24 protein-coding genes and 1 other annotated feature are annotated in these 25,359 nt (G+C 36.9%); of the genes, 13 read left to right on the top strand and 11 right to left on the bottom strand.

The genetic code is table 11. From position 1 onward, the window contains the following. The first annotated feature begins 5 nt into the window (after positions 1-5). The 6 genes from DKK70_RS08760 to DKK70_RS08735 all read left to right on the top strand — a co-directional run bounded on the left by DKK70_RS08760 (position 6) and on the right by DKK70_RS08735 (position 5,566). Positions 6-623: a CDP-alcohol phosphatidyltransferase family protein gene (locus tag DKK70_RS08760; protein WP_110433660.1), complete on the top strand. Its 618-nt coding sequence runs from the start codon at positions 6-8 to the stop codon at positions 621-623. 22 nt (positions 624-645) lie between these two features. Continuing rightward, entirely contained in the window at positions 646-2,394 is a 1,749-nt protein-coding gene (locus DKK70_RS08755; RefSeq protein WP_110433659.1) for a bifunctional alpha/beta hydrolase/class I SAM-dependent methyltransferase, read from the top strand. Between the two features lie 2 nt (positions 2,395-2,396). Further along, on the top strand, positions 2,397-3,713 hold the full coding sequence (locus DKK70_RS08750) for a phosphatase PAP2/dual specificity phosphatase family protein (protein ID WP_110433658.1): 1,317 nt from the start codon (positions 2,397-2,399) through the stop codon (positions 3,711-3,713). 32 nt (positions 3,714-3,745) lie between these two features. Then, the gene (locus DKK70_RS08745; protein WP_181415956.1) at positions 3,746-4,180 is read left to right on the top strand and encodes a hypothetical protein; all 435 of its coding nucleotides are present in this window, start codon (positions 3,746-3,748) and stop codon (positions 4,178-4,180) included. A gap of 40 nt (positions 4,181-4,220) precedes the next feature. Further along, a complete protein-coding gene (locus DKK70_RS08740) occupies positions 4,221-5,156 on the top strand; it encodes a phosphatidate cytidylyltransferase (protein WP_110433656.1) in 936 nt (311 codons plus the stop codon). Between the two features lie 146 nt (positions 5,157-5,302). Next, complete coding sequence (locus tag DKK70_RS08735) at positions 5,303-5,566, top strand: HPr family phosphocarrier protein (protein ID WP_110423585.1); 264 nt, start codon at positions 5,303-5,305, stop codon at positions 5,564-5,566. Positions 5,567-5,692: 126 nt separating this feature from the next. Here the strand turns inward: DKK70_RS08735 and DKK70_RS08730 are convergent, their stop codons facing one another. After that, positions 5,693-7,072, bottom strand: a complete 1,380-nt coding sequence (locus tag DKK70_RS08730; protein WP_110433655.1) for an APC family permease — start codon at positions 7,070-7,072, stop codon at positions 5,693-5,695. Positions 7,073-7,404: 332 nt separating this feature from the next. Between DKK70_RS08730 and DKK70_RS08725 the strand changes: the two genes are divergently transcribed. Next, the gene (locus tag DKK70_RS08725; RefSeq protein ID WP_110433654.1) at positions 7,405-7,839 is read left to right on the top strand and encodes a PTS sugar transporter subunit IIA; all 435 of its coding nucleotides are present in this window, start codon (positions 7,405-7,407) and stop codon (positions 7,837-7,839) included. After that, the gene (locus DKK70_RS08720) at positions 7,832-9,238 is read left to right on the top strand and encodes a PTS fructose transporter subunit IIC (RefSeq protein WP_110433653.1); all 1,407 of its coding nucleotides are present in this window, start codon (positions 7,832-7,834) and stop codon (positions 9,236-9,238) included. Before DKK70_RS08725 ends, DKK70_RS08720 begins: the two co-directional genes overlap by 8 nt. Positions 9,239-9,292: 54 nt before the next feature. On the opposite strand, the gene DKK70_RS08715 is transcribed toward DKK70_RS08720, so the two are convergent. After that, complete coding sequence (locus DKK70_RS08715; protein WP_110433652.1) at positions 9,293-10,975, bottom strand: amidohydrolase; 1,683 nt, start codon at positions 10,973-10,975, stop codon at positions 9,293-9,295. A 149-nt stretch (positions 10,976-11,124) separates the two neighbouring features. Between DKK70_RS08715 and matP the strand changes: the two genes are divergently transcribed. The 3 genes from matP to cysB all read left to right on the top strand — a co-directional run bounded on the left by matP (position 11,125) and on the right by cysB (position 15,371). After that, positions 11,125-11,589, top strand: a complete 465-nt coding sequence (gene matP / locus DKK70_RS08710; RefSeq protein WP_110433651.1) for a macrodomain Ter protein MatP — start codon at positions 11,125-11,127, stop codon at positions 11,587-11,589. 29 nt (positions 11,590-11,618) lie between these two features. Beyond that, positions 11,619-14,234: a type I DNA topoisomerase gene (gene topA / locus DKK70_RS08705; RefSeq protein WP_110433650.1), complete on the top strand. Its 2,616-nt coding sequence runs from the start codon at positions 11,619-11,621 to the stop codon at positions 14,232-14,234. 165 nt (positions 14,235-14,399) lie between these two features. Further along, the gene (gene cysB / locus DKK70_RS08700; protein WP_110433649.1) at positions 14,400-15,371 is read left to right on the top strand and encodes an HTH-type transcriptional regulator CysB; all 972 of its coding nucleotides are present in this window, start codon (positions 14,400-14,402) and stop codon (positions 15,369-15,371) included. Positions 15,372-15,443: 72 nt separating this feature from the next. On the opposite strand, the gene hisIE is transcribed toward cysB, so the two are convergent. The 9 genes from hisIE to DKK70_RS08655 form a co-directional block, all read right to left on the bottom strand. Further along, positions 15,444-16,070, bottom strand: coding sequence for a bifunctional phosphoribosyl-AMP cyclohydrolase/phosphoribosyl-ATP diphosphatase HisIE (gene hisIE, locus DKK70_RS08695; RefSeq protein ID WP_219999732.1), 627 nt, complete (start codon positions 16,068-16,070; stop codon positions 15,444-15,446). Next, complete coding sequence (gene hisF / locus DKK70_RS08690) at positions 16,064-16,840, bottom strand: imidazole glycerol phosphate synthase subunit HisF (RefSeq protein ID WP_034884403.1); 777 nt, start codon at positions 16,838-16,840, stop codon at positions 16,064-16,066. The genes hisIE and hisF overlap by 7 nt, the downstream gene beginning before the upstream one ends. Further along, positions 16,822-17,559, bottom strand: a complete 738-nt coding sequence (gene hisA / locus DKK70_RS08685; protein ID WP_110433742.1) for a 1-(5-phosphoribosyl)-5-[(5-phosphoribosylamino)methylideneamino]imidazole-4-carboxamide isomerase — start codon at positions 17,557-17,559, stop codon at positions 16,822-16,824. Before hisA ends, hisF begins: the two co-directional genes overlap by 19 nt. A 17-nt stretch (positions 17,560-17,576) precedes the next feature. Continuing rightward, positions 17,577-18,164: an imidazole glycerol phosphate synthase subunit HisH gene (gene hisH / locus DKK70_RS08680; protein ID WP_110433648.1), complete on the bottom strand. Its 588-nt coding sequence runs from the start codon at positions 18,162-18,164 to the stop codon at positions 17,577-17,579. Further along, the gene (gene hisB, locus DKK70_RS08675; RefSeq protein WP_110433647.1) at positions 18,165-19,232 is read right to left on the bottom strand and encodes a bifunctional histidinol-phosphatase/imidazoleglycerol-phosphate dehydratase HisB; all 1,068 of its coding nucleotides are present in this window, start codon (positions 19,230-19,232) and stop codon (positions 18,165-18,167) included. Positions 19,233-19,240: 8 nt separating this feature from the next. Beyond that, on the bottom strand, positions 19,241-20,299 hold the full coding sequence (gene hisC / locus DKK70_RS08670) for a histidinol-phosphate transaminase (RefSeq protein WP_110433646.1): 1,059 nt from the start codon (positions 20,297-20,299) through the stop codon (positions 19,241-19,243). Positions 20,300-20,308: 9 nt separating this feature from the next. Further along, positions 20,309-21,610 (bottom strand): histidinol dehydrogenase, encoded by a 1,302-nt coding sequence (hisD, locus tag DKK70_RS08665; RefSeq protein WP_110433645.1) that lies wholly within the window; start codon positions 21,608-21,610, stop codon positions 20,309-20,311. A gap of 5 nt (positions 21,611-21,615) precedes the next feature. Beyond that, positions 21,616-22,515 (bottom strand): ATP phosphoribosyltransferase, encoded by a 900-nt coding sequence (gene hisG / locus DKK70_RS08660; protein WP_110433644.1) that lies wholly within the window; start codon positions 22,513-22,515, stop codon positions 21,616-21,618. A gap of 39 nt (positions 22,516-22,554) precedes the next feature. Continuing rightward, positions 22,555-22,680: a sequence feature (His leader region), on the bottom strand. A 196-nt stretch (positions 22,681-22,876) separates the two neighbouring features. Further along, complete coding sequence (locus DKK70_RS08655) at positions 22,877-23,269, bottom strand: Lrp/AsnC family transcriptional regulator (RefSeq protein ID WP_110433643.1); 393 nt, start codon at positions 23,267-23,269, stop codon at positions 22,877-22,879. Between the two features lie 106 nt (positions 23,270-23,375). Here DKK70_RS08655 and DKK70_RS08650 point away from each other — a divergent pair, with 106 nt between their 5' ends. Beyond that, positions 23,376-23,927 (top strand): cysteine hydrolase family protein, encoded by a 552-nt coding sequence (locus tag DKK70_RS08650; protein WP_110433642.1) that lies wholly within the window; start codon positions 23,376-23,378, stop codon positions 23,925-23,927. 288 nt (positions 23,928-24,215) lie between these two features. Next, positions 24,216-25,217 carry a hypothetical protein gene (locus DKK70_RS08645; RefSeq protein WP_181415955.1) on the top strand — a complete coding sequence of 334 codons (1,002 nt, stop codon included), beginning with the start codon at positions 24,216-24,218 and terminating at the stop codon, positions 25,215-25,217. The last annotated feature ends 142 nt before the right edge of the window (positions 25,218-25,359 follow it).

Here is a 25,359-nt window from a genome sequence, read left to right as displayed (position 1 = left end):
GGACCGTGTTTTCAATCTATCAATTAAAATCGCGCTTTCAAGCACTGCTTCGTCCTTATGTAACATCGTTATATGCATCACACATTACCGCGAATCAGATCACGCTAACCGCTTGTGTAGGTTCGATATTGGTTGCTATGTTAGTTGGCTATTTTGCTGATCATCAATGGTTGTTTGGCTTAATACCGATCTGGATGTTTATTCGGATGGCGCTCAATGCTATTGATGGCATGCTAGCCCGAGAATATAACCAAAAATCGAATCTTGGTGCTTATTTAAATGAGATCTGTGATGTGGTTTCAGATTCGGCATTACTATTAATCTTTACTCAATTAAAACAGATCCATGTTAGTCTAGTGATTTTAGTCATTTTGTTATCATTTTTAACTGAGTATGCCGGTGTACTCGGTATGATGATTGGTAGTTCACGGCGTTATGATGGTCCTATGGGTAAAAGCGATCGGGCTTTTATTTTTAGTATAATAAGTTTAGGTATCGCTACCTCTCTGTTGCCAGTTGATTGGCTTAATACACTACTGTGGCTTATTATCTTTTTGCTATTAATTACGGTAATTAATAGAGTTAAAAAAGGATTACAAGAATCAAAAAATAAAAGGGAATAAAAGGGAATAAAAGGAATAAGCTATGCGAGAAGAACAACAAAAGATGTTTATTAGCCATGATGGCTGTCAATTATTTTATCGCTATTGGCCTGCTGTCGCCAGCCAATCATCTTCAAAAGCAATTGTACTTTTTCATCGTGGTCATGAACATTCTGGACGAATAGCGCATTTAGCCGATGAACTTGAGTTACCCGATTTTCATATTTTTGCATGGGATGCGAGAGGAAATGGTCAATCAGAAGGTGAACGCGGTGATGCCCCTAATTTTGCTACGTTAATCAAAGATGCTAACTGTTTTATTGAACATATCATTGAAGAATATTCATTAAATATGCAAGATATTGCCATTATTGCTCAGAGTGTTGGCGCGGTAATTGCCAGCGCTTGGGTGCATGATTATGTGCCAAATATTCGTGCATTAGTATTAGGTTCACCAGCATTTAGCGTTAAATTATATGTTCCATTTGCCGTATCTGGGCTTAATTTGTTGTATAACTTGAAAGGCAATTTCTTTGTAAATAGTTATGTTAAACCGAACTTGTTAACCCATGATGCTAATCGCGCAGACTCTTTTAATAAAGATCCTTTAATTACGCGACCTATTTCTGTCAGATTACTACTTGACCTTTATGCGGTAGCGGATCGTATTGTCAAAGATGCCAATGCTATCACTGTACCTACTCAGTTATTAGTTTCTGGCTCTGATTTTGTAGTGCGACGTAAACCACAAAAAGCCTTTTATGATAATTTAGGAACAATCCAAAAAGAGTTCCATATTTTACCAAAATTCTATCATGATACCTTTGGTGAGAAAGATCGAAACATGGCTATCGCCAGAGCTCGACAGTTTATTCAAGGCTGTTTTGCGAATCAACCGAATGTTCCGCTGTTAACTAATGCCGATCGGGTTGGTTATACCCGAATGGAAACCGATAGATTAGCTTTACCTCCATCTGGTTGGATCAAACCATGGTATTGGCAGTTTGTTAGATCAACCTTAAAATATGCCAGTAAAATGTCGGATGGTATTAAGCTGGGTTTTGAAACGGGTTTTGATTCTGGCAGTACGCTTGATTATATCTATCGAAATGAACCGTCTGGAACCTCTAAACTTGGGCGTTTTTTTGATTATCTCTATTTACAATCAATTGGTTGGCGAGGAATTCGACAACGTAAGACTCATCTAGAGCAACTATTAAAACAGACCATTGAACAGTTACAACAATCTGAACAAGTTAACATTGTTGATATTGCTGCAGGACATGGTCGCTACATTCTAGAAACCATTAATCAAATTGCCGATAAACCCAATTCGGTTTTATTACGTGATTATAGTGATATTAATATCCGTGATGGACAAGCACTAATTGCGCAACAAGGGTTAGGTGATATTGTCCGTTTTGAAAAAGGCGATGCTTTTAGTCGTGAAGAGCTTTCACAATTATCACCTAAACCTAATTTAGCGGTAGTATCAGGATTATATGAATTATTTGGTGATAATCAATTGTTGCGCCAGTCTTTATTAGGATTGGCCGATGTGATTCCACATGGCGGGTATCTAATTTATACCAATCAACCTTGGCATCCGCAATTAGAATTTATAGCCAGAGCGTTAACTTCACATCGACAAGGACAACCGTGGATTATGAGACGACGAACACAACTTGAGATGGATCAGTTAGTTGAGGAAGCGGGATTTAGTAAAGTAACCATGTTGGTCGATCAGTGGGGCATTTTTACGGTTTCTGTCGCTCAACGAAATTCCCATTGATTATGCCAAAACTATTCAACCGTCTAAATGTTTATAAATGTGTGTGGTTAGTCGGTTTGTCGTTGTTCTTTTTTGCCAGTTATAATTTTACTAACTGGCTAACTTTGCAACGTCAGGATGTGCCGAGTCTATTTTTTAGTTGGGAACATTCTATTCCACTTTGGCCATGGACGATTGTGCCTTATTGGTCTATCGATCTGATGTATGGTCTTGCCATTTTATTGACAACTTCTTGGCAATCTTTGAAAACCCTTGGTTTACGACTGTTAACCGCGCAAGTGATTTGTATTATTTGCTTCTTACTTTTTCCGCTTAAATTCTATTTTGACCGTCCCGTTTTGGATGGATTTTTTGGTTTACTGTTTGATATTTTAATGGGTTTTGATAAACCATTTAATCAAGCACCATCATTACATATCACGTTATTAGTTATTTTATGGCAATTTTATGCTCAATATTTTCGGGGATTAGGGCGTTATATATTACATTTTTGGTGTTTGCTAATTGCTCTTTCTGTTTTAACCACTTGGCAGCATCATTTTTTTGATATTCCAACTGGATTATGGGTAGGCTGTTTGTGCATTTGGTTATGGCCTGATAATAGGCTGATACCATCAATATATCGGCCATTAAATTATCGTTGGACGATGATCTATCTGAGCCTATCTCTGTTATCCCTTACTATGGCTATCTATCTCTCCGGATGGGCGCTTTGGTTATTGTGGTTGGCTGGCGCATTGGTATTGGTTGCCACTAATTATCTATTTTTTGGTGCCTCAGGTTTTCAAAAACAACAAAATGGCCGTTTTAAGTTAGCCGTAAATCTGCTTTATTTACCATACTTTATTATTATGTGGCTAAATTCGCGAATATGGACAATTAAACATCAAGCCGATGATTTGATAGCCGATGACGTCTATTTAGGTCGTATTCCTTCAACTAACACATTAAACCAACATCGCTTTACCTCAGTGGTTGATTTGTGTGCCGAGTTGCCAATTGGTCATTTTAACGGCGCTTATACACTTATTCCAGTTTTAGATATGACACCACTTTCGTCAAAGCAGTGTCAACAATCAGCCCAAATTATTGAACAATATCGGCAACAGGGTAAATTACTCGTTTGCTGTGCTTTGGGATATTCCAGAAGTGCAACCGCTGTTATTGCTTGGTTGTTATGGACAAAAAAAGCCGACAATCTGCAACAAGCTATCAACAAAGTAAAAAAACATCGGCATTCTATTGTGATTTCTAACCAGCAACAACTAATCTTAGCTAACTGGTTGGCAAACATTAAAGATGGGACAAAGACATGTTAAGAAGTAACAATAATCGGTTACCAACTAATACTATGACTAAAATAGATTTAGTGGCGTTTTGTAGTTTTTTGTCGCTAAGTAAACAGATTGATATTTTTTCAATGCTATTATCGCTGTTAGTTGTTTTTGTTGCTTTGCTGAGTTCTTCGGCAATACCAATAACCATTATTTGTTTGATGATCTTTATTCTCGGTTTAATCAGTAAGTATTATGCTATAAGAATCGAATTTGATAGGAAATTGTTCAAGCACTTAACTAATCATATGGATCATTTGCATGATGAACTATTAGCGATGGATAGGGCGTTAGCCAATTTAAAATTAATCAAGCCGAGTCAATTTACCTCAAGAACCATTGCAGATCGCCAAAAAGGGGTTTTATCGTTGTTTAAAAGGCAGTTAATCTTATTTTTAGCGCAAAATTGTTTAATCATTTTTGCGGTTATTAATGTTATTATCAATAATTAATCCTTTATTAACTAGTAATACTGCACCTAGGAGAATTTAAATGTCCCAATATCAATATGATACGTGTTTATTGTTTTTGGGCATAGGCCTGTTTTTATTAGTCGCGACAATGATTGGCCAAATTTTAAAATTTCGCTGTAAATCCCCCAATAGCGTTATCGATAATTTAAATACGCGGATAAATGCATGGTGGGTAATGGTTGGCATAATTGGGGTTGCTTTTTGGTTTGGGCAACTCGCGGTGATCTTTTTATTTTTTGTTATTTCAGGTGTGGCGTTACGTGAATTTCTCATTTTAACACCAATCAATCGCTACGATTATTTCGTGTTAATTTTTGCTTTTGGAATTGCTTTACCAATGCAATATATTTTAGTCGCCTATGCATGGTATGGTTTATTCAGTATTTTTATTCCTGTATATGCCTTTTTGTTGCTTGCGATATTCGCCACGATTTCAACTCGTAATTTTTTGGAGAGAATTGCCGATGTACAATGGGGATTGATGATTACGGTTTATTGTATTTCGTGTGTACCGGCGTTATTAGTGTTGAATATCGAAAATTATCAAGGTCGTAATTTGTTGTTAATTGCTTATTTGGTGTTAATCGTTCAATTATCAGATGTGTTGCAATATGTTTTTGGAAAATTGTTTGGTAAACATAAAATCAGCCCGAATATCTCACCATCAAAAACGATTGAAGGTTTCATAGGTGGCATTTTATCCGCCAGTTTTATTGGCGCCTGCATGTGTTGGATCACCCCTTTTACTTTTCTGCAATCGGGATTAATTTCATTAATGATTACGCTTTTGGGCTTTTTTGGTGGATTAGTGATGTCGGCCATTAAACGTGATCGCGGAGTAAAAGATTGGGGAAGGCTTATCGATGGCCATGGTGGCATACTTGATCGCTTCGATTCTATCTGCTTTGCTGCACCAATATTTTTTCATGTGGTGAGATATTTTTGGGTGGAGTAGTTTTAGTTTTATTAATCGATAGTTATTAAAAAACAGTGTGATATGAATAAATTTTAAAAAATAATGCTAAAAAAGAGCAAAAAAAATGAATTTATGATATAAATACGGGTATTGTATTAACATTAGATATAAGTAAGGACTATAATATGTTAAAAGAGCAAATGGTAGTAAAAAATGCAACTGGTTTACATGCACGCCCGGTAACGACGCTTGTTAAATTAGCTGGCCGTTATAAATCATCAATTGAACTTGTTTATAACGATAAAGCCATTAAATTAAAAAGTATGATGGGGTTACTTGGTGCTGGTGTTAAAGGTGGTTCAACTGTTGAAATCATCTGTGATGGTGAAGATGAACAAGCAGCAATGGATGAAATCCGCGAATTATTTGCTACTGGCTTTGGTGAATAATCTTAAGCAATTTTACTAGCTTATTTTATTGACTTAAAAATGAAAATCCCGTCGACCAAAGGTCGACGGGATTATTTTTTAAAAGGGCATTAACTAAATACTTTCAAGTAGACCTAATAGATTAATCTAATCTTTAATAATTGAATTCAATTCTGAATGATCAATTGAAGGCAATAATTTGGTAAAACCTCGTGTTAGATAAAGTAGATAACAAAATCCAAAAGCTAACCAAATTAAACCCACCGTCATCGCTGTCGTTTCAAGACTGGTCCATAGCCACAACGAAAGTGATACGCCAATTGCAGGCAATAATCCATATTTTAAAAGCATTGGTACTGTTTTTTTAGAACCACTTAGGTAGCTTTTGATTACGCATAGATTAACGAAGGTAAAGGCAACTAAGGCACCAAAACTGATCATTGATACGACTAAGCTTAAATCAAGTACTAAAGCGAATAGGGAAAAACAGGAAACAAAAATAATTGATAAATAAGGTGTTCTAAAACGTGGATGAATTTTATAGAAGATTCTTTTCGGTAACACACCTTCACGCCCCATCGCATAAAAGATGCGTGACACGCTTGTTTGCGCTGTCATAGTTGAGGCAAAGACACCAGTTAAATAGGCTGTTTGGAAGAAGTTATACATAAAATCATTGCCATATTTACCAAGTACATTGGTTAAGTGACTTATGTTATCCACTCTACGCATTACATCCAAACTTGCGGTATCTTTATTATCAGCAAAATCAGTCCATTGCGGATAGGCTAAATGTGCACAATAGGAGACAACTAAAAATATACAACCAGCAATCAATACGGTACCAATAATTGCTCGTGGTAAGGTCTTTTTAGCGTTGTTTGATTCTTCAGCTAGTGTCGCAATGGCGTCAAAGCCTAAGAATGCTAAACATAATATGGCCGCTCCAGAAAATAAACCACTAAAATCATCGCTTGTCACTGATATTGGTTTTAACATTGTTTCCGGTGTTAAATGGACATTTGTTAAGGTTAAAATAATAAACAATACGATGAATAACGCTTGAAATAAATTCAAAGTAATATTGGCCCAATTAATTAACTTGATTCCAAGGTAATTTAATACACTTACACCTACAATCGATGCCAATACATATACATAAGCCGGAATACTATCATAAAGTTCATGTAGATAGATGCCTAAAACCAAGTAATTTAATATTGGTAAAAATAGGTAATCAAGAATTTGTGCCCACCCAACTAAGAAACCGGCTTTTCCACCAAATGTTCTTTGTACATAGGTGTAGGCCGAACCAGCAATAGGAAGTTTGTTTGCCATTCGACAATAACTCAATGCTGTGAAAAAGATCATGGCAAGGGTGATAATGTAGGCTATAGGTAAGTGCCCATTACTGACAACGGTAACTTCCCCATAAGTGGTAAAGATCCCTAAAGGAACCATATAAGCTAAACCAAATGCAATCAATGCAGGTGTGGTTAAAACTCGTTTCATTTTTATTGCGGACATGACTTAATTTGCTCCTCTGTCCCAAAAAACAATAAAAAACTACTAAGTATAGTTTTGCCTTTTTACCCGCTTAAAGCGGCAGGGAATTCTGCCACATTATCATAATTATGCAAGCTAATTTTTAGTAAAGATTATAAATCCGGATGATTTGTAGGCTTTTCCGAAATAAAAAATCAAAAATAATAGGTTCAATAGTGTTATTACTAGGTTGGATTGGCAAATTTATTCGTTGATCAGCTAACTATTCGATTTTTTATAAACAGTTATATTTTTACTTAAAAATCATGTATAAAGATTGTACACAGAACAGTGATTAATTAGGAGGATATATTATGGAACCAATTCCCGTTTTACCTGTTGAATTAACAACTGATGTTATTACGCATAAGTCATCGGTGATTAAATTGATGGCTGAACAGAGTGAAGTTTATTTAACGGATGTAAATAAATTTTCTGCTGATGTTATGCAACATGAACAAGAGATGGAAACTGATGTTTTGCCCAATATTGCATTACCGCATTCTAAAAGCGAAGCAGTGAAAACACCATTTATTGTCGTGGCAAAATATAATCAAGGAATAGTCTGGAATAATGCCAATAAAGTTAAGTTAGTGGTGCTAATCGGTGCACCACAAAACGCTAATAAAGAGCATTTGACAATTATTGCCAAATTGGCGGCAAACTTGGCTGATGACGATTTTATTGAGGTTTTATTAAATAGTGATATTCAAACTGTAGCAAAAAAAATCCGAGGTTTATATGAGTAAAGAATCCTTAAAAAATAAAAAGATTGTCGCTATATGTGCCTGTACAGCTGGTATGGCGCACACCTATATTGCTAAACAAAAAATTGAAAACGAAGCTAAAAAACGTGGGTGGGATTGTAAGGTTGAAACCCAAGGTGCAGCTGGTATTGATAATGTGTTAACTCAGCAAGATCTGATAAGTGCTGATGTAATTTTATTAGCGACAGATATTTCAATCGATAATGCTGAACGGTTAGAACCTTTTAAAAATGTGATTAAGGTTAGTACTGGTGAAGCGGTTAAAAATACAGCTGGTATTTTTAATAATGCCGAAGCCTTATCATCCAAAAAAGAAGTGAAGGAGAGTATTGGTAAAGAGATATTTAGATCGTTGAATACTGGTATTAGTAAATTTTTACCTGTTATCATTGCTTCCGGTATTCTTTTTTCAATTGTGTTAATGACTGGGCATGTGAGTGGTGGCACCATTCTACCTAGTAATCAATTCTTTGCCAATTTGCAACAAGTGGCTTTCTACGGCTTTGCAATGATGGTGCCAGTGCTTGCGGCTTATATGGCTTACTCTATTGGTGGTAATGCCGCCTTGGCACCAGCGTTTATTATGGGCTATGTAGTAAATAATCCAATTGGTGTTAACCAAGTTAGCACTGGATTTATAGGTGCAATGATTTTTGGGATTTTAATTGGTTATTTTGTTAAATGGTTTAAAACCGTTAAAGTCCATCCGGTTATAGCTTCGGTTATGCCAGTGATGATCATTCCAACTGTGACATTATTGATCATGGCGCCCATCTATATTTATATTTTGTCATATCCTCTCGATTGGTTTGTAAAAGCAATGGTGGAAACTTTAAAAGATATGTCAGAAGTTAACGCGGCATTTTTAGGTATAGGGATTGGTGTACTTGCTGCGCTTGATATGGGGGGACCTTGTAGTAAGGCTGCCACAGCCTTCACGTTAGCCGCTATGGCGGAAGGTGTTTATGGCCCTAATGGCGTGTTCCGTATGTGCTGTGCAATTCCTCCTTTAGGATTAGCAATATCTTCTTTACTGGTATCTCGTTCTAAATACACCAAAGAAGAAAAAGAGTTTGGTATCACTGCGTTCTTTTTATCGTTAGCTGGTATTACCGAAGGTGCGATTCCATTTGCCGTTAAAGACCCCAAAAGGATTATTATCGCTATCGTTGTTGGTACAGCAGTTGCGGGTATGCTAGGTATGATTAATGGTATTGATTCCTTGGTTGCTTTTGGTGGCTTAGTGGCACTTGGTGGTGTAACCAAAGGTGCATTGTGGTATGTGATTGATATGTTTATCGGAGCATTTATTATTGCTGCGATTTTACACTTTACTCGAAAACCAGCAGTTGAGGGTGATGTTGTTGTTGATGCGGACTAGTAATAAAAAACTACCCCGACCTATTGGCGGGGTAGTAAATTTATTTAAAGTTTATTAAGCTTGTTGATAAACCGTTTTGCCGCCAACAATTGTCGTTAGTACTTTGACGTTTTGCATATCTGTTGCCGGAATGGTAAATGGATTGCGATCTAAAATAATTAAATCAGCAAATTTACCTTTTTCAATAGAGCCAATATACTTATCTTGTTTTAACACGTAAGCTGCCCCAATAGTTGCACAACGTAGCACTTCAACGGCAGTTAAATTGCGGTCGCTGTTTAAGCGTGGGTGTTCGGCGTCAATTTGTCGAGTCATAGCAATTTGGAAATCATACCATTCATTAAGTGGATCAATTGGCCAATCACTACCAAAAGCACAGGTTACGCCGGCATCAATATATTGGCCATGGGCTTCTAAACCATTATAACGTTCGGCACCAAATAGTGTTTGGTATTGTTCAACCATTGCCGAGCTACAACCAGCCCATTGGAAAGAAAATACCACACTAGTTTTTAATTGTTTATAACGGGCAAATTGATGCATAGCACTGAGTTCATTATGGGCCGTACTTGGGCGAATATCCGCATCCGGTAGTGCTTTTCGCATTTTTTCAATAGCGTTAAGAACCACTTCGATCGCTCCTTCGCCAACGGTATGCATGTGAGGGTGAAAACCTGCTTTCGATGATTCAAGGATTAAGGCATCTAGCATTTCTGTAGAGTAATAGAGATCACCATAGCGATCTTTTTCATTTTCTAATTGATATGGTTTTAGCAAACGCGCTGTCATTAACGGCGCTTGCATTACGCCATCAACGAATAATTTCGTATGCGATACCTTTATTCCCGGTTTAGGTTGCCAATTTTGGTCATCATAGCGTTTAGCGAACTGTTTTACCCGATCAATTACCGCTGGAATGTCTTCAATTGAATTGACATCATCAGGGGGTAATTCACGCGCTCCAAATAAGCGTATTGAAAGTTCATCTTGCTGTTGTAATTTTAAAAATGCATCGGCTTGGGTTTCAGTAATACGCGCATCCATTACTGAAGTTACCCCTTGCTTATTTAATTCTGTTTGTGATAATTTAGCAATGTTTACCGCTTGTTCATCGGTAAGTTTAGAAATGCTGTCAAATGCGCGCATTGCAGGAGCATCTTCTAAAATACCGTTTAATTCGCCATCTTCAGTTCGTCCAATTTTGCCATCAGAAGGCTCTGGCGTATTACGATCGAGTCCAAATTTTTCTAAAGCAATACTGTTAGCAACGAGTGTATGACAATCATTTGAGAATAGAATAACCGGACGCGTGGTATTAAGCTTGTCAAGATCAAAACGGGTAATGTCAGTGCCGATTGGTAATACTTCTTGACGCAACCAGCCACGAACTTGTAACCAATTTGTGCTATTGTTACTGGAATCGTTATCTAAATATTTTTGAATAATGGCCAGAGTGGCATCAACAGTTAAACTTTGATAATTTAAATTACATGAAGATAATTGCATACCGCCCCAAAAAGTATGTAAATGGGCATCAATAATGCCTGGCATCATGGTTTTATTTTGTAGATCATAAATTATCGTACAATTATCAACATATTGAGTGTTATTTATCTCTTGTGTGGTGCCAGTTGCAATAATATAGCCGTTTTGAATTGCAATAGCTTCACAAACTGTATCGTGTTTGTCAGCCGTGTAGATGTGGCCATTAATATAAATAACATCGGCTTTTGCCATTATACGTGATTCCTTAATTAGAAGATTGAAGTTAAAGGTGAACGATAGCAGATTTATAAAAAATTTGTCAAATGCAATAATTTTCTTTATTGTGTGATGAGTTTATGCTACAACTATCATATTTAGTTACAGCGTCACAAGGTGAGCTTATGAAATACCAACAATTAGAAAACCTTGAATGCGGTTGGAAGTGGCACTATCTAGTAAAAAGACATTTAGAAGGTGAGCTAATTACTCGTTATATAGAAAGGAGTGCAGCAGAGCAAGCTGTAAATGAACTACTATTATTAGAACACAAGCCGACAGCTGTCGTTGATTGGATTAAGCAGCATTTAAATCCCGATTTAGATAATCGCATGAAACAAACTATTCGGGCAAGGCGAAAACGGCATTTTAATGCCGAGCAACAAAATACACGTAAAAAATCTATTGATTTGGAATTTCTAGTCTGGAAAAGGTTAGCTAATTTAGCTAAACGCCGAAAATGTACGTTGTCACAAACAATTACGCAATTAATTGAAGATGCCGAGCAAAAAGAGCAATATGCCACTAAAGTATCGACAATTAAAGATGATTTACTGTCATTACTCGATGATAATCTAGACGGTAAATAACTTAAACTACAGGATAAATAGGTTTAATTATGGGAAAATCCCTTGTTATTGTGGAATCACCAGCAAAAGCAAAAACGATTAATAAATACCTTGGCAAAGATTTCGTGGTTAAATCAAGCGTGGGGCATATTCGCGATCTTCCAGTAAGTGGTAGTAGCAACCGCAATGAAAAAACCAGCAAAGATAAAGCCAGCAAAGATAAAGCTGAGAAGAAAGTTAAACGATCTGAAAAACAGGTCTTAGTCGACCGTATGAGTGTCGATCCTTATAATGGTTGGAAAGCTCATTATGAAATTTTGCCTGGCAAAGAGCGGGTCGTTGATGAACTTAAAAAATTAGCCAAAGATGCGGATATGATCTATCTAGCAACCGACTTGGATAGAGAAGGGGAAGCCATAGCTTGGCATCTTAAAGATGTTATTGGTGGTGATGATGATAAGTACCGCCGCGTTGTATTTAATGAAATCACTAAAACTGCCATTCAAAACGCATTTAAACATCCGGCTATGTTGGATATGGATCGCGTTAATGCTCAACAAGCACGCCGATTTATGGACCGTGTGGTGGGTTTTATGGTGTCGCCGTTACTTTGGAAGAAAGTGGCCCGTGGTTTGTCGGCCGGTCGCGTTCAATCCGTTGCGGTACGATTAGTCGTTGAACGTGAACGTGAAATCCACGCTTTTATTCCTGAAGAGTATTGGGAACTTTATGCCGATTTAAAAACTGCTAATCAAGAAAAATTAACCATGCAAGTGACGCATTATAAAGATGATGCGTTTGAACCCAAAGATCAAGTTGCGATTGATATTGCGTTAGCCGAGCTGAATAACAAGCAATACCAAGTTACCAATATTGAAGAAAAACCGACTAAAAGTAATCCAACTGCACCATTCATCACTTCAACTTTGCAACAAGCGGCAAGCACTCGTCTTGGCTTTGGGGTGAAGAAGACAATGATGTTAGCCCAGCGCTTATATGAAGCCGGTTATATCACTTATATGCGTACCGACTCAACAAATTTGAGTCAAGATGCATTAAACATGGTTCGCGATTATATTGGCAAAAACTATGGTGATAAATACCTACCGAAGTCACCGAATGTTTATACAAGTAAGAAAAATTCACAAGAAGCGCATGAAGCAATTCGTCCGTCAGATGTCAATATTTCCGCAACCAGTCTTAGTGATGTCGACGTTGATGCGGTTAAACTATATCAATTAATTTGGCGTCAATTTGTTGCTTGCCAGATGACATCCGCTGAATATAACTCTATTACGGTTACTGTTAAGGCGGGTGATTTTACTTTAAAAGCTAAAGGTCGTACTTTACGTTTTGATGGTTGGACAAAAGTGCAATCTCAATTAAGTAAAAATAATGATGATAAGATGTTACCAGCAGTATCGCTTGAAGATATTTTAGAACTACTCAGTTTAAATCCAGATCAACACTTTACTAAACCTCCTGCTCGTTACAATGAAGCTTCATTGGTAAAAGAATTGGAAAAACGAGAAATTGGTCGTCCTTCTACTTATGCTACCATTATTTCAACCATTCAAGACCGTGGATATGTTCGATTAGATAATCGCCGTTTTTATGCAGAAAAAATCGGTGAGATTGTAACTGACAGGTTAAGTGAAAACTTTAATGATCTTATGAGTTATGATTTTACCGCACGTATGGAGCATGCACTTGATGAGATTGCGAATAAAAAACAAGAATGGCGCGAAGTTTTAGATCAATTCTTTGAAGATTTTAGCCAGCATCTTGAAATTGCTGAACAAGATCCTGATCGTGGAGGAATGCAATTAAATCCACTCGTTTTAACACCGGAAATTAAATGTCCTAACTGTGGTCGTGAAATGGGGATCAAAACAGCTGGAACTGGGGTGTTTTTAGCATGTTCTGGTTATGCGTTGCCACCGAAAGAACGATGTAAGCAGACAATCAACTTAATTCCTGAACATGAAACTTTGAACATTTTGGAAGAAGCGGAAACAGCTGAAACTAATGCTTTAAGAGCACTTAAACGTTGCCCTAAATGTCATACTGCGATGGATAGTTATCTGCTAGATAATGAGCGTAAGTTACATATTTGCGGTAATAACCCAATTTGTGATGGCTCATTAGTTGAAAAGGGCACATTTAAAGTAAAAAGTTACGATGGTCCAATTATTGAATGTGAAAAATGTGGATCAGAAATGCATCTTAAGTCAGGCCGTTTTGGGCTGTATATGGGGTGTACTAACCAAGATTGTAAAAATACGCGTAAAATCTTAAAAAATGGTGACGTGGCTCCTCCTAAAGAAGATCCAGTTGATTTGCCGGAACTAAAATGTAGCAAATCAGATGCCCATTTTGTGCTAAGAGATGGGGCATCAGGTATCTTTTTAGCTGCACATAATTTCCCTAAATCTCGGGAAACTCGTGCACCTTTAATTGAAGAGTTACAACGTTTTAAATATCGTTTACCGGAAAAATTCATTTATTTAACCGAAGCACCAAGTCATGATCCAAATGGTAATCCGAGTATTGTTCGCTTTAGTCGTAAAAATAAGGAACAATATGTCACATCTGAAGTGAACGGCAAATCTACCGGTTGGGTGATGAAATATGTTCATGGTAAATGGGTTGATAGTAAAAAATAGGTAAGAACACCAGGTCAATTTTGACGAATAGACCAGGTTAAGTAGCAGTTTTAGTATAAAAAACTGTCTTGTGCTATAGTGTGAAAGGAATTACCTTGCAATTTCCCTCTTGCTTAAATTATTGCTTAAAAGAGGGAAATACATATGGTCAAAGGAGCCTTTGTCATGAAGTTGCAACAACTGCGTTATATTGTTGAGGTCGTCAATAACGATCTCAATGTCTCTCTTACCTCTGAAAAACTGTATACCTCGCAACCAGGGATTAGTAAGCAGATTAAATTATTGGAAGATGAGCTCAATGTGCAAATCTTTACCCGTGTAGGTAAACATCTTTCAGAAGTTACGCCAGTTGGTGAGCAAATTATTGCTTTAGCCCGTGAAATTTTAAATAAAGCACAAGATATTAAAATTTTAGCTAAAGAGTTTAGCCAACCAAATCAAGGCTCATTAACAATTACCACCACTTATACTCAAGCTCGGTATACTTTACCCTTGGTTATCCAGCAATTTATGCTGCAATATCCAAGTATCACCCTTCATATGGAGCAAGGTTCATCCTCTCAATGTCTCATGCAAGCACACACCGGACAAGCGGATTTTGCTATTGTTACCGATTTGTCAGATCTTAGTGATGATATGATTGCTTTACCTTGTTATCACTGGAACCAAGCGGTGATTGTTATGAAAGATCATCCCTTAGCCAAAAGTAATCTAATCACAATTGAAGAGTTATCTAATTATCCGTTAGTCAGTTACGACTTTTCTAATGATGGTTCAGACCTAAATCAAGCATTTATTAAGGCTAATCAGGTACCGAATATTGTATTTAGCACCACTGATGCTGATTTAATTAAAACCTATGTTAAGTTAGGTGTTGGTGTTGGCATTGTTGCTAAAATGGCGGTCAATGAGAGCTCTGATAGTGAGTTTGTGGTACTTAATGCTGGCCATATCTTCCCCTACAGTACCACTTATATCGCATTTGCACGTTCTCTGTTTTTGCGTAACTATATGTATGATTTTATTAGTCAATTTTCACCGCATTTAAATAGACAAACCATCGATAAACTTAGTCTTTGTGAAAATAATATCGCGGTGCAAGCTATGTTTAATGGCGTCAAATTACCAGTTAGATAAAGGTATTGGTCATTTGCGGCTGATAAAGTTTAGTAAACCAAGCAGCGAATGGTGTGCTTGGTTTTTTAGTGGTTATTTATGTCTAGCTTTTAAAATACCGATCACATCTTGTAGAGCAAGGTTTTGATCTTGCAGTAAGACAAGTAAGTGATAGATTAAATCAGCTGATTCATTTTTTAACTCTTCTTTATCGTGTACCGTGGCTGCAAGCGCCGTTTCAACGCCTTCTTCGCCAACTTTTTGGGCAATACGTTTAGTACCGTCATGGTAGAGTTTTGCGGTATAAGAGGATTGCGGATCGGCTTGTTTACGAGACGCCAACAACTGCTCTAAATCATATAGAAAGCTCCACTCAGTTTTGCTATTGGTGAAGCAGCTATTTGCTCCGGTATGACAAGTTGGTCCGATTGGGTTGACTAAGATTAACAGGGTATCGTTATCACAATCGGATGAGATACTAACTACATTTAAAAAGTTACCCGAGGTTTCACCTTTGGTCCATAAACGTTGTTTGGTGCGAGAATAAAAGGTGACTTTTCCGCTGTTTTGGGTTTGAGCTAAAGCCTCTTGATTCATATAACCAAGCATCAGCACTTCGCCAGATACATAGTGCTGAATAATCACTGGCATTAAATTATCGACTTTTTGCCAATCAAGTTGTTTGGTATCTATTTGTATTTGGGAATGTTGAGTTAGCATAATCGTATTTCTACTCCATGTTGAGCTAAATATTGTTTAAGTTCACCAATATTAATAATTTGTTTATGAAAGACTGAAGCGGCTAAAGCACCGTCAACGTTGGCCTCTTTAAAAGCTTGTAAAAAGTGTTCCATCGTACCTGCGCCGCCAGAGGCAATCAGTGGTACTTGGCAAACTTCCCGAATCGTTTTAAGTTGCTTAAGATCGTAACCATTGCGAACGCCATCTTGATTCATCATATTTAATACAATTTCACCGGCACCTCGCTTTTGTACCTCTTGCACCCAATCAATCGTATTCCATTTGGTGGCGACTGTGCGTTTTTCATCGCCAGTGAATTGATAAACGTGGTAACTATCTGAATCTTTATCATACCAAGTATCAATCCCCACAACGATACACTGCACCCCGTAACAATCCGCTAATTCAGTAATTAAGCCCGGATTAGCTAAAGCAGGGGAGTTAATCGAAATTTTATCCGCACCATAAGTGAGAATTCTTCCTGCATCTTCAACCGTTTTTATCCCACCAGCGACACAAAATGGAATATCTATTACTTCAGCGACTTTTGCCACCCAACTTTTGTCTACTACCCGACCGTCGGATGAGGCTGTGATATCATAAAATACCAATTCGTCAGCCCCTTCTTCGGCATAGCGTTTGGCTAGCGGTACTATATCACCTATGATTTCGTGATTACGGAATTGAACACCTTTAACAACTTGCCCATTACGAACGTCCAAACAAGGTATTATCCTTTTTGCCAACATGCAATTGCCTCCTGAACTGTAAATTTACCTTCGAGTAATGCTCGACCGACGATGATACCTGCAACACCGCTCTCTTGTAACGCTTTAACATCGTCCAATTGTCCAATTCCGCCAGAAGCTTGAAAAGCAATAGTTGGGTATTTTTGGCTGATCTCTTGATATAACTCCACATTAGAACCACTTAACGTACCATCTTTGGAGATATCAGTACATAACACATGCTTCAAACCATAAGCTAGATAATCATCAATAACTTGTTCTAAGGTTTGTTTAGAATCCTCTTGCCAACCATGAATAGCGACATTTTTGTTACCTTGTTGATCAATACGAACATCTAAGGCTAATACCAAAGATTCAGGACCATAAGTATTAAACCATTTTTTTACCAAATCAGGTTGTTTGATGGCGGTAGAGCCAATAACTACCCGTGTTGCCCCTGCGGATAATAATGTTTTAACGTCATCTTCTGTACGAATTCCTCCACCAATTTGTACCGGAACTTGTACGCCGTTAATCAGTGATTTTATCAATGAGATTTGTCGAGCTTGTGGATCTTTGGCTCCAGTTAAATCAACAAGATGTAGTTGTTTTGCACCTTGTTTTTGATAATCTTGCAGACGAATTAAGGGATCCTTGCCATAATCACGTTTTTGGTCATAATCGCCTTGATGTAATCGAACCACAGTACCATCAATTAAATCAAGAGCAGGAATAATAATAGGGTAAACTGCCATTTTTACATCTCCAAAAAGTTCTTGAGCAATTTTGCGCCGGCTGAGCCAGAACGCTCGGGATGAAATTGCACACCGTAAAAATTGTCTTTTTGCACGGCAGCGGTAAAGCTTTCGCCGTAATTGGTTTCTGCGATAGTTGATGAGCATAATGGTAAGGCGTATCCATGTACAAAGTAAAAGTAAGCACCTTCAGGAATATCTCGAAATAGATGGTGTCCGGCTTTTGGGGTGACTTGATTCCAACCCATATGCGGTAGTGGTAATCCACAATCAGGAATTTCGATGACTTTTTCATGGATAATACCTAGAGTGTCGACATGCCCTTCATTACTATAATCGGCTAAAAGTTGCATGCCAAGACAGATACCTAATACTGGTTGAGTGCAGACTTTAATTAGCTCAATTAAATTGCGCTCCTTTAATTTTTGCATCGCAGCTGATGCTGATCCAACTCCAGGTAACAAGAGTTTGTCAGATTCAAGCACAGTATCAGGATCAAGGCTAATGATTGGATTATAACCTAGTCGCTGTATCGCGTATTTAACCGATGAAAGATTGGCGCAGCCAGTATCGAGAATGACAATTTTCATCTATAACACTCCTTTCGAGCTAGGTAGTCTGTCACTTTCAATTTTAATCGCTTGTTTAAGTGTACGCGCAAAAGCTTTAAACAAACTTTCGATTCGGTGATGGTCGTTGTCGCCAGTTGTTTCAATATGTAAAGTAATTGCCATCGCATAACTCAAAGAATAGAAGAAATGCTCGACCATTTGTGTGCTCATATCACCAACTTTCGGATCACTAAATTGCGCAGAGAACACTAGGTAAGGGCGGCCTGAAATATCCATTGCACATTTCGCTAAACACTCATCCATTGGAATAACAGAGGCATAACGTGTAATTCCCCGTTTATCACCAAGTGCTTGTTTTAATGCTTCGCCTAAAGCAAGACCTGTATCTTCTATGGTGTGATGATCATCAACATGAAGATCGCCTGTAACTTGAATATTGAGTTTAATACCTCCGTGAGTGGCGATCTGATCTAACATATGATCAAAAAAGCCAATACCGGTATTGATTTGACTACCACCTTGCCGGTCTAACCATACTTCAACCAATATCTTCGTTTCTTTAGTATTGCGTTCAACTTTGGCATAACGATCAGCGGTGGTTAAACGTTGGGCTATTTCATTCCAATTAAGATTAACTGGATCATAACGTAAGCCTTTTATTTGCATGTTTTCAGCAAGCTGCATATCAGTTTGTCGGTCACCTATAACGTAGCTGTTTTGTTTGTCTAAGTTGCCACTGGTTAAATAAGGGAGCACTAATTTTATTTTAGGTTTACGACACTCACAATTGTCCTCAGGGAAATGTGGGCAAATAAGTACATCTTCAAATATTACACCTTGTGAGGCAAATATTTGCATCATTAAATTGTGTGGACCATCAAAATCAGCTTGCGGATAACTACTGGTACCTAATCCATCTTGATTGGTTACCATCACTAATTTATAACCAGCTGCTTGTAGTTTAAGCAGTGCCGGGATCACATTAGGTTCAAACGCAAGTTTTGCAAAACTATCAACTTGAAAATCGATAGGCGGTTCAACGATTAACGTTCCATCACGGTCGATAAATAAATATTTTTGTAACATATTTGCTCCTATTTTATCGCTTTAAGTGCGGTTATTACGGCATCACACTCATCTTCGGTACCAATCGAAATTCGCACAAAACCATTTTGTCCAATTGATTTACTTTGATCGCGTAGAATAATACCTTCATGCCAAAGTTTACTAAATACCTCTTTATTACTTTGAAATTTAACACATAAATAATTTGATTCACTAGGATAAACTTTTTCAACAATTGGTAAAGCAGAAAGTTGTTTAGCAAACTTCTCTTTTTGATTATTTAGATTGGTGACATGCAATCTCATCGTTTCAATACCTTCTTTACTCAATGCCTGAGTGGCAATGTCTGCTACCGGGGTAGCAAGAGGGTATGGAGCGATCACTTTTTGTAAAGCATCAATTATCGGTTTATTAGCTAAAGTAAATCCACAACGCAATCCGGCTAGGGCAAATGCTTTTGATAAGGTACGTAAAATGACTAAGTGAGGATAATCATTAAGCCAACTGACCACGGTTGAGTTTGGAGAGAACTCAATATAGGCTTCATCAATAATAACTAATGCGCGATCTTTGACTAAATTAAGTAATGCTTTAATATCCTCGGGATTGATTAAATTCCCAGTTGGATTGTTTGGTGAACAGACATAGATTAACTTAACATTATCGAGATTTTGTTTAATACCCTCTAAATCAAGTTGCCAATCAGATTTTGTTGGTACGGTTTTAGTTTTTATTCCTAAAGTTTCAGCGCTGACTTGATACATACCATAAGTTGGTGGGCAGTAAAGCACTGTATCAGTATCTGGCTCACAAAATGCACGCATTAACAGCTCTATCGCTTCATCGGCCCCTCGACTGACAATCACTTGCTCTGGATTGACACCAGCATATTGCGCATAACTATCTATAACTTGCTGAGGTTGTGCTTCTGGATAGCGGTTTAATGTTTGCTCGGTTAACTGATAATTGGGTGCCACAGGGTATTCATTGGCATTTAGCCACACATCACCGTTGCCACCAATGCGTCTAGCAGATTGATAGGGTGTCAATTTTTGTACGTTCTTTCTGACTAATTGATTAATATCCATTTTAACCACCTATTGTTTAGTATCAGCGTTAAGTTTAGCTAAGCGAATAGTCACGGCATTTTTGTGGGCAGTGAGTTGTTCTGCTTGTGCCATTAGTTCAACTGCATTACCTATTGCTTTTAACCCTTCAGCCGATAATTTTTGCACTGTCATACGTTTTTGGAAATCAGGTAATCCAAGGCTTGAATAAGTTGCGGTATAACCATAAGTTGGTAATACGTGATTTGTACCAGAGGCATAATCTCCAGCAGATTCTGGTGACCAATCCCCTAAGAATATCGAACCAGCACTATTAATTTTATCAACCAGTTGATCGGCATTTTCGGTTTGAATAATTAAGTGTTCAGGACCATAACGATTGCTGATAGTTACACATTCATCTAAATCTTTGGTAACGATAAGTCGGCTCTCTTGTAACGCTTTTTCAGCAATTCCTTGCCGTGAAAGTTGAGCAAGTTGCTTATCAACTTCGACTGAAACTGCTTGGGCGATCTTCTCATCTGGTGTAAGCAATACAACCTGTGAATCGGGGCCATGTTCAGCTTGAGAAAGTAAATCCGCTGCAATAAACGCTGGATTAGCGGAACTATCGGCAATGACCAGAACTTCTGATGGGCCGGCTGGCATATCTATTGCTGCGCCATCCAATCGTTGGCTAACTTGGCGTTTCGCCTCGGTAACATATGCATTACCAGGACCAAATATTTTATCGACTTTAGGAACTGATTGAGTACCTAATGCCATTGCCGCAATCGCTTGTGCGCCACCCAATTGATAAATTTCTGTTACACCACAAAGTTCTGCCGCATATAAAATCTCGTCAGCAATTGGTGGAGGTGAACATAAAATCACTTTACGACAACCGGCAATTTTAGCTGGAATGGCTAACATTAATACGGTTGATAGCAATGGGGCTGAACCACCCGGTATATACAGGCCTACAGAGTCTATCGGTCTTGTTACTGACTGGCATTGAATGCCAGGCATGGTTTCAACTGTTATGGTCTGCTTAACTTGAGCTTGATGAAATTTTTCAATATTGCTTACCGCTAATTGCATTGCCTGTTTTAAATCAGGTTTAACGCGACTCGTGGCTGTTTTTATCTCATCTTGGGTTAATTTAATTTGATCGATTTGCACTTTATCAAATTTATTACTTAACATTTTAAGTGCTTCGTCGCCATTTTGTTTAACTTGCACCAAGATATCGTTAACCGCTTGACTAATAGCATCGGAAGCTGCAATTGCCGGGCGAGTTAATAATTCTGCTTGTTTTTCTTTAGAACATTGTTGCCAATATGAAAGCTTCATTTTGCTTACTCCATCATTTTTTCAATTGGTAATACAAGGATTGAACTTGCACCTAATGCTTTTAGTTTTTCCATGGTTTCCCAGAATAATGACTCAGTACTAACCATGTGTAGTGCTACCCGATTTTGTTCGCCGGTTAATGGTAAAATGGTTGGGTTTTCAGCACCTGGTAATAAAGATACGACTTGATCTAAAACTGCGGTTGGCGCGTGCAACATAATGTATTTAGATTCGCGAGCTTGAATCACTCCTTGAATACGAGTCATCACTTTATCGATTAACGCCTGTTTGGTGGCAGACATTTCGCCTTCACGTTGAATTAAGCAAGCTTTAGATTTATATATGACCTCAATCTCTTGTAACCCATTAGCTTCAAGGGTTGCACCACTTGAGACTAAATCACAAATTACATCGGCTAGACCTGCTCGAGGAGCGACTTCAACTGAACCATTGAGTAAACACGTTTTAAAACTTACATTATATTGAGAAAGATAACGGCGGAGCAGGTGAGGATAAGTGGTGGCGACACGTAAATCATTTAAACACTCAGGACCGGTGTAATTAAAATCACGAGGGGCGGCAATCGATAAACGACATCCGCCAAAGTCAAGTCGACGTAATTTTTTGTATTGTGGATTTTCGCCTTCAGCTTGTCTATCTAGCACTTCTTCTTCTAAAACATTTTCACCGACAATACCAATATCAACAACGCCATCAATAACCAGTCCGGGTATATCATCATCGCGAACGCGTAAAATATCAATTGGCATATTTTCGGCAAAAGCAATTAAACGTTGCTCTTGCAAATTGATTTTAATTCCACATTGAGCTAGTAATTTTTTTGACTCATCGCTTAAGCGTCCTGATTTTTGCATTGCTATACGTAAACGTGAATTATCCAACATATTATTCTCCAACTTATCCAAATAAAATTATTAACTACAAACAAAAAACCCTCGGAAGTCTGATCTTCCGAGGGTTCTCTATTTGCTTTTGCGATATCACCGGAAGACCATTTGTCTTCCAGCACCAATCGCCCGAAGACTATTCAGGAATGATGGTGATGATGATGTTTGCTAACTAAAACACAAAAACAATTCATAAAAAATGAAACCTTTAAATTTAACTGTCGTACAAAATATAACAGAAATGATTAATGAGCAACTATTTTTTGATGATTTATTAAAAAATTTGTAAATAAGTTAATTTTCAACTGAATGATTTTTGCTTAATTGATATTTAGATAAGCACTGCAAATCAGCATAATTATAAAATTTGTTGCAATTGATGGCTGACTTTATAACGGGCAAAATTTTCAATTTTATTTAAGAATAATTTTAAAGCATTACTATCAAATTGACTAACGATCAGGTAACAACCATCACCAGTAATCTTATAAAATTCGGCTACCTCAGCAAAAGATTTTACTAACTTTTCAAATGATTCAAATTGATTTGTGTTCATATAAATAGTAATGAATTGTAATTGATCCCTTTGTTCTTTAATAGTGAATCTTTGTATAATATGATTGTTGAGTAATTCTTGCACACGTTGCCCAACAGCTTGGCTAGATAAAAATACTTTTTCGCCGATCTCTCGCCAAGATTGTCGGCTGTTATATCTTAATTCATTTAATATAGCGCGATTTTTTTTATCCATAGTTTCAATTTGAAAGCAGACTGAGGTTTATTACTTCAATTTGCTATGTCATTTAAAGGTTGATTATTTCAAAATAATAACACGAAACATTACAAAGGAGAGCAAAATGACTCAAGCATTGATGATTATTGATGTACAAAATGATTATTTCCCCAATGGCAAATACCCATTAAACAATACCGAACAGACATTGCAATGTACCTTAAAGCTCCAAAATTATTTCCGACAACAGCAATTACCGATTATTTATATCCAGCACGTTAACCAAGATGCTAATGCTCCCTTTTTTGTTAAGAATAGTGTGGGTTGTCAGTTACATCCCAAATTGCTTCCTGTAAAGCAAAATAACGAATTTATAATTGAAAAGGCTTATCCCAATAGTTTTTATCAAACACAATTACAGCAAAAGTTACAACAAGAAGGGATAACACAATTAGTGATTTGTGGCATGATGAGTCATATGTGTGTTGATTCTACTACCCGCTGTGCCTGCGAACTTAATTATCAACCAATTCTTATCCATGATGCTTGCACCACGCGGGATCTTGATTTTAATGGCAATATTATCCCATCACAACTGGTTCATAATAGTTTTATGTCAGCATTGATGCGGTTTGCGACAGTGATGAGTTTTGAATCATTTATTGAAACAATTTAACATGTTTGAGCACTTTTCTTAACCTTTGAAGATGAATAAAAATCCTCATTTTTTGACAGAAGTAGCTATTCGTGATAATCCTAATTAAAAGGAATTTAATTATAAACAACTTAGTAATTAGGATTATATATGCATCATGTTGATAGTTACGTTTTTGACTTGCTATTTATGATAATATTTTTTTATGGCATTTATGGGTATTCGTTCATATTTGTTTTTGTACCGATGCATTGGATTATTAAAGCAATTTTCACAGTTCCAGTGATTATTTGGCTAATTTTCTGCTTAATGTCTATTGATTCTATTAACATTATTATTTTTTTATTTTCGTTAACCGGTGCTGTTTTTCCAATAATACTGCGACTATGTCAATCACAAGTGAAAAAATCTTATGGTATAAAACGTAAATTTGCTTATACATTCAGTTATGTATTATTACCATTATTTGGTACTTTCTTTTGGCCTGCCTATATAATAGCACCTGTAGTTATCGAATATGTAGAAAGTAGACCAAGTAGTGAATGTAGGGAAAATGGACGTTTAGTTGAATTGTCTAAAGATACCATGTTGCGTATTTATCCTAATTCGACATATTCACCATTTTGGATTAGAAAATTAGTTGATTCTACTCTTGTAAATACTTCTGAAAAAAAATTTTGTGAACATTTTTCTCATGCTCAAGCCTATCAAATTGACGAAATCAGTGAAATTAGAATTAATTCAAGAAATTTATGCATTCATCCAACATCTAAAGCAATAATGGCTTATTGCAGTAATATAAAAAATGAACTTTTAAAATTGGATAGATTAGATATCGAATTTGTGAAAAAAAATAAAGATGAAGTTAGTGGTATTCGACTTGAATCATTTCAAAAAAGATTAGAAGATGTAAAGGAGATGAAGAGAAGTAGAAATTCAAAAGATTGGAGTTATGGAGATTGGCTTGAGTCAAAACAATTCAACAATGGCATAGAATTACATAGATTTTATAAACATGAAAACACACTAATCATTCCTCAAGTAGATTGGTTGCCACCGCAAACAGAAGCTTTAGAAATTAATTGCTATCGTAAAAGTGTTTTAAGGTGTACTTATAATTATGAGTATAATCAAGATTGGAATGTATCAGTTTTCTATATATTCAATATTGGCGACAGTATCGAAAATGAAAATGACGATGATGATAATATGCCAATTTATGATCAAGCTTTCATTAATATGAATTTAGAAGGCGCACAAAAAGCTCATCAAATAGTTGAAGATTTTATTGAAGGTCTGAGTGTGAAATGAATTAATATTATAATTTTTAAGTCATCATTAATATGGAAAATGGTAATAAGTAAAATTGAACGGAGCGCGGTTATAAATTATAGAAAATTTGGTATATCGGAACGAGTATTGATACTTAAATATTCAATCAAATCCTCTTAAA

The organism is Gilliamella apicola (assembly GCF_003202655.1).
Classification (GTDB): Bacteria; Pseudomonadota; Gammaproteobacteria; order Enterobacterales; family Orbaceae; genus Gilliamella; species Gilliamella apicola_R.
Note: the sequence above shows the minus strand (reverse complement) of the source record. Positions and strands in the feature narration are given on the sequence as shown.